This is a genomic window from Neobacillus drentensis (genome assembly GCF_036965425.1).
GTDB lineage: Bacteria > Bacillota > Bacilli > Bacillales > Cytobacillaceae > Neobacillus > Neobacillus drentensis_F.
Window position 1 is genome coordinate 2,967 of sequence record NZ_JBALPP010000098.1, and the last position, 13,078, is coordinate 16,044.

General features: G+C 36.1%; 10 protein-coding genes and 1 pseudogene. All 11 read left to right on the forward strand.

The window, feature by feature from the left end; all coding sequences use genetic code 11:
• Positions 1-582, forward strand: a 582-nt coding sequence (locus tag V7161_RS21735; protein WP_335714952.1) for a carbohydrate ABC transporter permease, incomplete at its 5' end; no start/stop codon positions are given.
• 48 nt (positions 583-630) lie between these two features.
• Positions 631-2,805 (forward strand): 1,3-beta-galactosyl-N-acetylhexosamine phosphorylase, encoded by a 2,175-nt coding sequence (gene gnpA, locus V7161_RS21740; RefSeq protein ID WP_335714953.1) that lies wholly within the window; start codon positions 631-633, stop codon positions 2,803-2,805.
• A 14-nt stretch (positions 2,806-2,819) separates the two neighbouring features.
• Positions 2,820-4,865 (forward strand): beta-galactosidase, encoded by a 2,046-nt coding sequence (locus tag V7161_RS21745; RefSeq protein WP_335714954.1) that lies wholly within the window; start codon positions 2,820-2,822, stop codon positions 4,863-4,865.
• A gap of 16 nt (positions 4,866-4,881) precedes the next feature.
• A pseudogene (locus V7161_RS21750) lies at positions 4,882-5,079 on the forward strand (fructose-bisphosphatase class II); the annotation flags it as partial.
• Between the two features lie 53 nt (positions 5,080-5,132).
• Positions 5,133-5,300 (forward strand): sporulation histidine kinase inhibitor Sda, encoded by a 168-nt coding sequence (locus tag V7161_RS21755; RefSeq protein ID WP_335714955.1) that lies wholly within the window; start codon positions 5,133-5,135, stop codon positions 5,298-5,300.
• A gap of 725 nt (positions 5,301-6,025) precedes the next feature.
• Positions 6,026-6,796, forward strand: a complete 771-nt coding sequence (locus tag V7161_RS21760; RefSeq protein WP_335714956.1) for a TMEM164 family acyltransferase — start codon at positions 6,026-6,028, stop codon at positions 6,794-6,796.
• Between the two features lie 503 nt (positions 6,797-7,299).
• Positions 7,300-8,304 carry a LacI family DNA-binding transcriptional regulator gene (locus tag V7161_RS21765; protein WP_335714957.1) on the forward strand — a complete coding sequence of 335 codons (1,005 nt, stop codon included), beginning with the start codon at positions 7,300-7,302 and terminating at the stop codon, positions 8,302-8,304.
• Between the two features lie 217 nt (positions 8,305-8,521).
• Positions 8,522-9,931 carry a hypothetical protein gene (locus tag V7161_RS21770; protein ID WP_335714958.1) on the forward strand — a complete coding sequence of 470 codons (1,410 nt, stop codon included), beginning with the start codon at positions 8,522-8,524 and terminating at the stop codon, positions 9,929-9,931.
• Positions 9,932-11,353, forward strand: coding sequence for an aldehyde dehydrogenase family protein (locus V7161_RS21775; protein ID WP_335714959.1), 1,422 nt, complete (start codon positions 9,932-9,934; stop codon positions 11,351-11,353).
• A gap of 13 nt (positions 11,354-11,366) precedes the next feature.
• Positions 11,367-12,572, forward strand: coding sequence for an iron-containing alcohol dehydrogenase (locus V7161_RS21780; RefSeq protein ID WP_335714960.1), 1,206 nt, complete (start codon positions 11,367-11,369; stop codon positions 12,570-12,572).
• Between the two features lie 151 nt (positions 12,573-12,723).
• Positions 12,724-12,957, forward strand: a complete 234-nt coding sequence (locus V7161_RS21785) for a hypothetical protein (RefSeq protein ID WP_223588159.1) — start codon at positions 12,724-12,726, stop codon at positions 12,955-12,957.
• Positions 12,958-13,078: the final 121 nt, after the last annotated feature.

Below are 13,078 nucleotides of genomic sequence, written 5' to 3' on the forward strand. Positions count from 1 at the left end.
AATTCTTTACTTAGCACTATGGTTGCATATTGTTTAACTAGATTTGATTTCAAGTTAAAAAAAGCATATTTTGCTATATTCCTAGTTGGATTAATCATACCAGGTATTGTTACTGAAATATCAAGATTTGGATTAATGACTAATATTGGTGTATATGACACTCTTTTAGCACCTATACTCATATATGCCGGTGCTGATTTAATGCAAATATACATTTATAATCAGTTTTTACGGCAGATACCGGTTTCAGTCGATGAAAGTGCCATGATGGATGGAGCATCTTATTTTACAATTTACTGGCGAATAATTTTTCCTATGGTGATTCCTGCAACAGCTACTTTAGGCATACTTAAAGCTGTTGATGTTTTAAATGACATGTATATACCATTTTTATATATGCCAGGAGTCGAGCATAGAACTTTAAGTACATTACTTTTTAATTGTATTACTGATCCTAGAACTTCTTCTATTCCACAACTAAGTGCAGCAGCGGTTATAGTTATGATTCCAACTCTAGTAATCTACTTTATATTCCAGAAATATATATTTAGTGGAATAGCAGCAGGTGCTGTGAAGGAATAGTGTGTTGTAGTGAAAATCCAGTGTTCCGAGTAAAAGGAGGAAAAGGCAGTGATAGAAGATTTAAGAAAAGGTAGATTTACTTTACCGGCGGAAACAGGAATTGATAATGAGGTTAAGAGAATTATAGAAAAATGGGGAGCAGATGCCATTAGAAATAGTGATGGTACTATACTATCAAAGGAATTAATGGATATGGCAATTAAGGTATACACAACCTATTTAACTGTTAGAAATGATCAACAGTGGGCCTATTCCCATAGAGATCAACTGCAAATGCAGTATTTAATGTCTAAGCATAATACCGCTGCAAACGAGGTGTTAGAAATAGACCTTTTAGATGGATACTTTAATAGACAATTTGAAATAGATACGGACCATGATATTAAAAGATATTGGGAGGTTATAGATAGAACTAGTGGCGAGTTGTTAGATGTGAACCACTGGGAGTTTGATTACAACACTCAAAAGGTTGTAATCAAAAATGCTAAAAAGTGGCATAGATATACTGTGAGTTTTTTAGCATATCAAGTTTGGGATACAACTCAAATGTATAATCATCTAACAAATAATTGGACTACAGCACCGGAGATGCCTTATGATGCAATCCATGAAGAAACCAGGGAGCATATCTTTAGCTATTTAGATAATTGGCTTAAAGAGAATCCCAGCGTAGATGTTGTTAGATTTACTACATTTTTTTACCACTTCACAATAGCTTATAATGACAAAGCAAAGGAAAAGTTTGTTGATTGGTTTGGATACAGTGCAAGTGTAAGTCCAAAGGCCATGGATGAATTTGAAAAGATTAAAGGATACAGGCTGAGAGCAGAATCTTTCGTTGATGAAGGATATTATAATTCCCCCTTTAGAGTACCTTCTAAGGAATTTTTAGATTGGATTGATTTTGTTCAAGGCTTTGTATCTGAAAATGCTAAAAAATGTGTTGATTTATGTCATAGCTATGGAAAAGAAGCAATGATGTTTTTAGGTGATAATTGGATTGGAACAGAGCCTTATGGAGATTATTTTGGAAACATTGGACTAGATTCAGTGGTAGGCTCTGTGGGAAGCGGAGCTACTTTAAGATTGATTTCCGATATTCCTCACGTCAAATATACAGAAGGAAGATTTCTGCCATATTTCTTTCCAGATACCTTTTATGAAGGTGGAAACCCTACAAAGGAAGCAGTAGAAAATTGGGTACAAGCAAGGCGTGCAATCCTTAGAAAACCAGTGGAAAGAATGGGTTATGGTGGATACTTGAGTCTTGCGCTAAAGTTTCCAGAGTTTGTAGAGAAGATAGAAGAAATCACTAATGAGTTTAGAGAAATCCATTACAAGATGGAAGGAACCAAAGCTTATACTGCCAAATTTAAAGTAGCTGTGTTAAATGCTTGGGGAAAGCTTAGAAGCTGGCAGACTAATATGGTGGCACATGCTTTATGGTATAAGAAAATATATTCATATGTAGGGGTAATAGAATGTTTAAGTGGTATGCCAGTTGATGTGGTATTTATGAGCTTTGAAGATATAAAGAAAAAGGGCATACCGGAAGATATAGGTGTAATTATAAATGCTGGTGATGCTGGCACAGCATGGTCAGGAGATAAGTATTGGGTAGATGATGAAGTAACAGGTAAGCTAAGAGAATGGGTACATAATGGAGGCGGATTCATTGGTATAGGTGAACCAACTGCATATCAGCATCAAGGTAAGTACTTCCAGCTCTCAGATATACTAGGTGTGGATAGAGAAATGGGCTATACATTAAGTTACACTAGACATGATAAGGCTCAAGAGGAGACCCACTTTATATTACAAGATCAAAAGTCAGAGATAGATTTTGGCGAAGGAATGAAGTATGTATATAGGGTTAGCGATAACACACAGATTCTTTCAATGGATAATGGAGATATAAATCTTGCTGTGAACGAATTTGGCAAGGGTAGAGCAGTGTATATTTCAGGACTTCCTTATACACCAGAAAACGTAAGAATTTTATTAAGAGCTTTATATTGGGCAGCAGCTAAAGAGGAGGAAATGTTCACTTGGTATACTTCAAACAGCAATACTGAGTGTGCAGCATACCTGCAAACAGGCAATGTGGCAATTATAAATAATTCAGATAAAGTACAGGAAACAGAAGTTTACAGAGATAAAAATAGTGCTGTTAAGCTTTCATTAAAACCTTATGAAATAAAATGGATTTGTATGGAGCTATAAGGAGCGATATTTCCATGATTAATGATAAAATTAAAAATTTTTTTTATGGTGCGGATTATAATCCGGATCAATGGGATGAAGAAGTTTGGAGAGAAGACATAAGACAGATGAAGGTTCATGGAGTAAATGTTGTAACGCTCCCTGTATTTTCATGGGCTAAATTGCAGCCAAGTGAAGAGGAATTTGATTTTTCATGGTTAGATAAAATAGTAAATCTTCTATATGAAAATGGTATTTTCATAAACATGGCTACACCAACTGCAGCTCAGCCAGCTTGGATGAGTAAAAAATATCCGGATATTACAAGAACGGATATTTATGGTCGCAAACGTAAACATGGTGGAAGGGTGAATTTTTGTCCAAATAGTTCCAACTATAAGAGATTGTCAAGTACTATAGCTGGAAAAATGGCTGAACATTTTAAAAATAACCCAGCAATTGTGTTATGGCATGTTAACAATGAATATGGTGCCTATTGTTACTGTGAAAATTGTAGACAAGCTTTTATACAATGGTTAAAAAATAAATATATAACTTTAGAAAATTTAAATAGATGTTGGTATACAAGCTTTTGGGGTCATACAATATATGACTTTGATGAAATTGAGGTACCATCTGCTTTAACAGAGATTTTACCAGGGGCTTTAGCAGGAAGAGATGGAACTTATTTTCAGCCTATGGCTATAGATTACAAAAGGTTCATGTCAAATAGTTTGTTAGAATGCTTTAATGGAGAAGTGCAGGAAATAAGAAAATATCATAAAGAAACATCTATTACTACTAATATATGGAGTATAAGCCATGAGTTAGACTTATTTAGGTGGGGAGAACAATGTGATGTTGCTTCTTGGGATAGTTATCCGTCAAATAAAGATAATCCAAGTGTAATTGCTTTTAGACATGATGTGATAAGAGGATTAAAAAAAGGAAAACCCTTTTTATTAATGGAGCAAACACCTAGTCAGCAAAATTGGCAAGCCTATAATGCTCAAAAAAGACCAGGGGTAATGAGGCTGTTAAGCTATCAATGTATAGCCCACGGTGCAGATGGAATAATGTTTTTTCAATGGAGACAATCTCTAGGAGCCTGTGAAAAATTTCATGCTGCTATGGTGCCTCATGTTGGACATGAAAATACGCGGATGGGAAAAGAACTAAGCCAATTAGGAAAGGAATTACAATACCTTCAGGATACAATAATTGATTCTAGAACTGAATCAAAGGTTGCAATAATTATGGATTGGGCTAATTGGTGGGGAGTTGAATATTCAAGTGGGCCCAGTGTAGATTTAACATATATTGATAGAATAATGAAATATTATAAAGCCTTATATGATTTAAATATACCGTTAGACATAGTTGAACCTACCTCAGATTTATCAAAATATGAATTAGTAATAGCTCCTCTTTTATATATGGTTAGTGATGCCTCTATAGAAAATATTAATAAATTTGTAAGTAGGGGCGGTACATTCATAACAACATTCTTTAGTGGCATTGTTGATGAAAATGATATTGTAAGACTTGGTGGATATCCAGGTGCCTTTAAGGAACTGCTTGGTATATGGGTAGAAGAGGTTGATGCACTGTATCTTGATATGAAGAATGGAATAAAGGCAGAAAAGCAGCTGGAGGAAAATGAGAAAACCTTTGAATGTAAATTAATATGCGAAGTAGTTCACAATGAAAATGCAATTGTACTAGGAACCTTCACAGAAGATTACTATAAAGGCTTTCCTGCAATAACAGAGAATTCTTATGGAAGTGGAAAGGCCATATATGTGGCATCGGAACCAGAGGACAATTTAATAAAAGTATTAATTGAAAAATATTGCGAAGAAAAGAGTATTAAACCTATATTTAAAACTGATGCAGAGGTAGAGATAACTAGAAGAGTAAAGGAAAATAATGAATATATATTTATATTAAACCACAGCAATATTTTACAAAAGGTATCACTTGGAAAAAACTCATACACTGATTTATTTAATGGAGAGATTTTAGAAAATGAAATAGAAATTGAACCAAAAGAAGTATTAATTTTAAAAAACTCGGGTTAGCTTCCCGAGTTTTTTACTGGACGACCTTGTAAAAGGGGATGTTGCCATTTTTGCAGCAACAGGAGTTACTGATGGCGAACTTTTAAGGGGTGTACAATATAAAGAGAATATAGGTACAACGCATTCTGTTGTCATGCGTGCTAAATCAGGGACAGTTCGCTTTATCGAGGGGGAAACACAGTTTTTCAAAAAAACAGACTTAGTAATAAGATAATTTCGGGAAAATAGGTTGCTGTATTATGCAGTAATTAAGTGGAGTGAAAAAAGATGCATAAACTTAGTACTGAAAAATTAGTAGAAGCATGCAAAAATGCTATCGAGCTCAATCTAAGTAAAGACTTTATTAATTTATTATTTAATGAACTCAATAAAAGATTTAGTGATAATTCAGTCATATATTATAATCAGAAATTAAATCTGAAAAGTTTTAATTGATATCCTTAAGTTTCTTCTAGAAATATTGTAACTAGTTATTGATGCTTAAAATTACAAATTACAAGAAAACCCTAGGAAGCATGAAAGCTTGATTTATCAAGATTTAAGGGTACATTAAGGTACTAGAAAAACAGGTGTCAGCAAACTTCAAAACTGCTTGAGACCTGCGTGCCAGGTCTGGTGGGTTCGATTCCCACGCAGTCTCTCCAAAAAACAATTTCAATCAATTATATAACTTCTCACCACCACGATCTTTTGCTCGTTTTGAACGAACCTGTGAGAAACTGAGAAGCCAAAATTGTGTGTGTTCAGAACCTTCAAATATTATATTTGGGGGTTTTTGCATGGGTAATGGTCTAAGGAAACATGGAAGAGTTACAATATCGATAAAAGTTAAATAGAGTTTCAAAATGAGTTGGATGTTTGAACGGTTTATGTGGTTTAAGCAGTCTGAGAGTTTAGCCACTCGTACAATTTAAGAGTATCAGATTCACTTTCTATAGTTATAAGATTCCCTTGGTCAAGACTTAATAAGGGTAATTATATCTGTGATTTTCGTTCCAGCATGTTTGGAGCTTGTATGTAGGCATAATAATTCTAATAGCATAAATAAACTAAATAATGAAGGAAAAGTTGTTTTTTGAAGCAAGGTAATTGATCAGCTAAATGTGCAACAGTAAATATGTAATGAAATCGGCTCTACTTTAAGGTGAAGGGGGAGGGTTATGCATTTTGAAATGTATACTTGGCCGCATTACATCTTAATGATTTCTCCGATTATTATTACTTGTGTCATCATCAAAGTGATGAGAGGGAAAAGTTTTGAAATACAGCATTTAGTTGGCAAGGTAATGTCTGGTATTTTAATACTCTTTATGGTCATTAGGAATATTAATAATTACTTTATGGGGAATGGGGTATCCGATTTAATCCCATTGCAATTATGCCATTTGTCTGCTTGGTTGATTGTACCGGGAGCGATTTTCACCAGAAACAGACATTTATCATTGATTACCATTACGTTGTCATTGCCAGCTGGCTATATTTCGTTAATTTTCGCTGATCCATTAGTCCATTACTCTAGCTTATTTGAAGTGAGTGCCATTTGTTACGTGAAATTACATGTATTTATCGTAATCGGTGCCCTGTACTTGATATATATCTACAAACCAAAAATTAATTTCAAAGATTTCATAAAAAGTTTTGCGATTTTAGCAGTTTACTTTTTGATTACAATAGTCCTCAATAACATCTTCATTAGTCATGGTGTGCTCTCATTTTATTTCTACAGTGTAATACCTGAACCTGGAACTCCATTGGAAACATTTTATTACTGGGGAACAAATTATCATGCTTTTGGGCTAACCATTAACCCAATCTATAATCTCCTGGTTCTTTCAATTGCAACAGTCATTATGCTTTCAATCTATACAATTTACAACATTATTCCCGAAAATAAAGGTATCAATCACCAAAGCAAGCGTTTAAATATATAACTTAAATATTAAGGCATTTCTCAAATAGACTAATATTTACATTATTCCGCTAATCAAATATCTTAGCGGAATTTTTTATTTGCAATTTGTTACTATTTGTCGGCTTCCACTTTCACCAGTTCACAAAAAAAGTCAAAAAAATATTTTCCGTAACCCCGACCATTTCCTTTCCTTTTATCTATATAAATGATAAAAGAAACGAAGTAAATGTTTGGGAATCAAACAATCTGAGTGTGAGCAATTAGAACATCAGTAAGGATGAGTATTTATAAGAATCAGGGAGGCAATATTATGTTGAAAATTATACACAAGGCAATAGGAAAAATTACATAAGTAAAGTCAGCAATAGATAATAAAGAATAATTGTATATTAAAAACTGACAAGAAAAATGCCTCTAGATATTATATAATGGTAAAAAACGTGGAGTTCCATGTACCTCCGTCTTCACCAATACATAGGCGTTTAATTTAATTAATCTTTATATAAAAAAGGAGGTACCGCCTTGGTATCATCTAAAGACGTCGCAAAACACGCAGGCGTATCCCAAACAACTGTTTCTCGTGTATTAAACACGCCAGAATTTGTTAAAAAACCTACCCTTGATAAAGTTATGAAAGCAATTGACGAGTTGAACTATATACCTAATGCTCATGCGCGATCACTTGTCCAAAATAAAACAAATACAATTGCTCTTTTATCCGGACCTTTGCACAACCCATTTTTTGTTGATACAACATCCGCGATTATAAATTATGCTAATGAAATGGGGTACCGGGTAAACGTACAGTACGTAAACGATCATAAATTGCCTGAAGCATATGCGACCGCTTTTGAAAATAAAGTGGATGGTATCATTCTATCGTGTATTTTGATTGATGATCCAATATTCGAAAAGCTTAAACAAATGGATATTCCATTCATTACATACAATCGAAAGCATAAAAAAAATGAAAACTTTGTTGAAATTGACAATGTTCAAGCTGGATATTTATCGGCAAAACACATGATTGAGCTAGGTCATAAAACCATTGCATGGGTTGGCGGACCTTTGACAGTCAGTACATTTAACAACCGTTATTCTGGATTTCTTCAAGCAATCAAAGATTATAACCTACCATTGTCCGAACAATATATCTTTAACACTGATACTTCTAAACAAGAAATTTCAACTGCTTTCCACCGCTTAATGAAACTGGAGCATCGTCCTACCGCCATTTGTACTGGTGCGGATTCTTTGGCATTAAATTTAATAGACGATGCCATCCGTGAAGATTTCAAAGTACCGGATGACTTAAGTATTATTGGGATTGATAACGTAGACATTAGTCAGCATGGATTGATCCAATTGACTACTGTAGGCAGTATCTCGCAGCAAAATCTAGGGGACTTGGCGATTTCTGAATTGATTAAAATGATAGAAAATAAAAAAAATGATTGCATTAAAATAACTGAACCTGTTAAAATATTCAACAGAAGAACAACTAGAAAAATAGAAAATGAACAATAAGGTTTGATTTTCTATTTTGCCTCAAAATGAATACGTAACCATTTTAAATGGTACATAACCTAATATTCTTTCAACCTTTCACTAAGGAGGAATGGTTGAAAGAATGAATTAACATTTCTTAAAAATGGTTACGTATTCATAAGTGAATATTACAAAAGGGGTAGTATTTTCACAGAGATTTGAAAGGGGTTACAACCAAAAGGGGGAGAAATGATTTATGAAATGGAAAAATCGTCGTCATGGGGATGAATCACCATTCATGCCAGCAGGGCCTTTTAAGATTAGGCTGCCTTTTATTCATTACCGATTTGAATGGCCAGATTATGTTCAAGGTCTATTAATGTGTGCAGTTGACTTGGGGGCTATTACTCTATTAGGCCAACATTTACACATGCCTTTTGAGGTTGCTTTAGCGGTTGTTGTATTAAACGGGCTTCTTTATTTATTTCACCATATATTGGGTGATCCCGTTATTCCAGGATGGATTACACCAGCGATTCCGCTAATTGTCTTGTTTGTTACTCAATTTGAAGAGGGGCCAGATCGGGTTTATGCCCTCGTCGCCTTTCAGTTAACATTAGGTATTTTATCCATCATTCTGGGTATTACCGGCTTAGCAAGTAAAGTTGTCCATATGGTTCCAAATGCCATTAAAACAGGAATCATACTTGGGGCAGGTATTGGAGCAGTCACTTCCGTTTTCGGAGCAGGCGGACAATTTGAAAAATTCCCGTTCACCATTTCGATTTGTATAGGATTTGCCTTTTTCCTTACTTTTTCAAAGTCATTTGAACGCATTAGAAAAAATAATAAAGGATTTTTATTCACTCTATTAGGTAATCTTGGCATTCTTCCGGCCATTTTTCTCGCAGTTATTGTTGCCCCACTATTTGGAGAAGCAAATTGGCCTGATATTCAATGGGGATTTAGTAAACCAGATTTTGCTACCCTGTTTGCGGAGTACACTGTTTTCGGATTAGGATTTCCAGCGGTCGCCTTTTTTCTAAAAGCAATCCCTGCCGTGCTGGCTACGTATCTAGTGGTATTCGGTGATGTTCTTAAAACGAAAGCATTGCTTTCTGAATCCGATGCCGTTAGAACCGATGAAAAAGTGGATTACAATCCAAACCGAGCCCATTTAATTTTTGGTGGTAGAAACACACTGATGAGTATGATCGGTCCTGATATTACCATGTGTGGTCCAATGTGGGCCGCGATGCAGGTGGTCGCCATTGAACGCTTTAAAGAAGGAAAAAAAGCAATGAATTCCTTTTTTGGGGGAATTGGATCTTTCCGTTGGGGTACAAATACAGCCCTTTTATTATTGCCAATCGTCAGCTTAGTTCAGCCGATTCTAGGCGTAGCTTTAGCTTTGACATTGCTTGTCCAAGGTTATGTAAGTGTCCGGATTGGGATCATGCAGGCACGGAGCCAGCGTGATTTAGGAATAGCTGGAATTGTGGCTGCCCTCCTTGTCATCAAAGGTGCTTCATGGGCATTTGCAGTTGGAATCCTGCTTTGCTTCTTAATTTATGGTAAGGACTTCTTCAAAGGTGAAGTTGATGCTACATTCGTCAAAGATTCCTTGGAATCATCTAAAAAAGAAGAAATGAAAGAGGTAAGTTAAATGAAAAAGCAATATTACGTAAACGGTGATTGGAAGACTGCAGAGAAATTTGCAGATCTCCACTCCCCATACTCTAAAGAAGTAATCGCTCAAATTCCACAAGCAACACGTGATGAAGTAGACCAAGCAATTGACATCGCCTACAAGACGAGAAAACAAATGGAAGAATTGACTGCCTATGAGCGTGCAGCGATTTTAGAACATATTGCCCAACTATTCATTGAAAATCGACAAAAGGCCGCTGAAATAATCTCGTTAGAAGCAGCAAAACCGATGAAATTCGCATTAGGAGAAATCGATCGTACGATTGAAACCTATAAATTTGCGGCTGAAGAAGCCAAACGTTTAACTGGGGAAATGATTCCAATGGATGCAGCGAAAAACGGAGCCAATCGCTTCGGTTACACGATCGAGCAGCCGCTTGGAGTCATTGGGGCGATCACACCATTTAACTTTCCGCAAAACCTGGTTGCACATAAAGTGGGACCTGCGATTGCAGCCGGAAATACAATCGTTCTTAAGCCGGCATCACAAACGCCTCTTTCCGCATTGTTTTTAGCAGAATTAATTGATCAAACAGCTTTGCCTAAAGGTGCCTTTAACGTGATTACCGGTAGTGGCAGAACCGTGGGTGATACATTAGTTACCAGTGACAAAGTAAAAATGATCACATTCACAGGCAGTCCTTCTGTTGGGATAGGGATCCGCAACAAAGCTGGCTTGAAAAAAGTTGCTCTTGAACTGGGCTCGAATGCTGGTTTAATTATTGATAAAAATGTTGATTTGTCGCAAATCGTTCCTAAATGTGTTGCTGGAGCTTTTTCAAACCAAGGTCAGGTTTGTATCTCATTGCAACGTATCTATGTAATGGATGAATTATTCGATGAATTTATTGGACAATTTACTGCTGCTTCAAAGCAGTTAGTCATTGGCAGCCCGCTTGCAGAAACAACGGATATTTCTGCCATGATCAATCCTGATGAACAAGATAGGGCACTAAGCTGGGTACAAGAAGCTGCCCAGAACGGTGCTGAAATCGTGACAGGCGGAGTGATTGAAAATGGAGTCTTCTTGCCAACAATTTTAACGAATGTAGACTCTACTCTGAAAGTATCCTGCCAGGAAGTTTTTGCGCCAATTGTAGTGGTTAATCGTATTTCTTCTGTTGATGAAGGGATTACGGCCATTAATGATTCCAATTATGGCCTGCAAGCAGGGATATTCACGAATGATATTCAAACAGCATTCAAAGCTTCAAAAGAGTTTGAAGTTGGCGGTGTCATGATTAACGATATTCCGACTTACCGCGTAGATCAAATGCCGTACGGAGGCGTAAAAGAAAGCGGAACGGGTAAAGAAGGATTAAAATATGCAATCCTTGAAATGACTGAAACGAAACTTGTCGTTTGGAATCAAAATTAAGGAGTGACCAAGATTGTCTGAAAAAATTACTTTTACACCACTTAGTTATACTGGATGGGATTCGCTAGCACACCTTTTAGATGAGGTAAAACGCTTTGATGTGAAAAAGATTCTTGTCATAACTGATCCGTTCCTTTTTGATATCGGATTAACAAATAAAGTTGTAGATCCGCTTGAAGAAGCAGGCTATGTAACAGAAATTTATACCGATGTTGTACCCGAGCCTCCATTGGCAATCGGTGAAAAATTGGTTGCCTACACACGTGATCATCAATTCGACATGGTCATTGGAGTGGGTGGGGGAAGTGCGTTAGATTTAACGAAGCTTGCCGGGGTATTAGCTTCACATGAAGGTAAAGTAGAAGACTATTTAAACTTAACTGGTACGAAAAAGGTTACGAAAAAAGGCCTTCCTAAAATCTTAATACCTACAACTTCAGGAACAGGTTCAGAAGTGACGAATATTTCCGTTTTATCACTAGAAACGACTAAAGATGTTGTAGCGCATGACTACTTGTTAGCTGATGTAGCGATTGTGGATCCTGCTTTAACGATTTCATTACCTCCGAAAGTTACAGCTGCAACTGGCGTTGATGCGCTTACACATGCGGTGGAAGCTTATATTTCTAAAAATGCGAGTGTTGTGTCTGATGCGTTAGCATTGCAAGCGATTCGCCTAATCAGCAACTCAATTCGTACGGCTGTATCAAACGGTCAAGACAAACAAGCTCGTACTGATATGAGCTACGGAAGTTACCTTGCAGGTCTTGCTTTCTTCAATGCCGGGGTTGCTGGTGTTCACGCATTAGCTTACCCTCTCGGAGGCCAATTCCACATTGCACACGGTGACTCCAATGCAGTATTGCTTCCATATGTATTTGGCTATATCCGCCAAAGCTGTGAAAAACGGATGAAGGATATCTACGATGCAATGGGTTTTAGTTCTGCAAATCTTTCACAAGAGGAAGCATCATACAGATGTGTAGCTGAATTAAAACGATTAGTTGAAGATGTAAATATTCCATCTTCTTTAAAAGGATTTAACATTGCTGAAGATGCACTTGAAAGTTTAACGAATGATGCGGTTGAGCAAAAACGTATTTTAGCTCGTAGTCCAATGCCTTTATTGAAAGAAGATATCTATACCATTTATAAAGCAGCATTTGATGGCGTAGTTGTTGAAAAAACGAGAGATAGTAAGATTGCAGTCCATAATTGAAGATACTAAGGAGCATTCGAATAGAGTATAAAAGAGGTTCCTCAAACAGCAGTGCAATTTAATTTGCACTGCTGTTTTTTTTGTGAAAGAAAAATTGATGAATATTACAACATGTTTTCTCAAACAATATGGAAAAAAGGTGGTTATTACATTGTTTGACTTGTATTTTATTTTGTCTGGTTTGGTATTGTTAATATTGGTAGGAGGACTATTATACACTCTAACAACTGGAAGATTTGTAACTGCAAGGCAAAGCGAGTTTGATGCCGAAATCAATGAAAAGACTCGAAGACATCCTATTTTGCTAAATCCAGTTTTTCTTGCTTATGTTGTTGGGATTGGGCTTGTAATTTTATTCATTTTATATCATGCTTCTAGTATTTGAAAAGCTTTGGAAAAATGGTGTAAAGATTTTACACCATTTTATTTTATTTAAAGCAGCTATATTCTGCGGGTTCCTTTTAAAAAGGGGCAATTCATCCGGGCATATTCGAAACTAGTGGAAG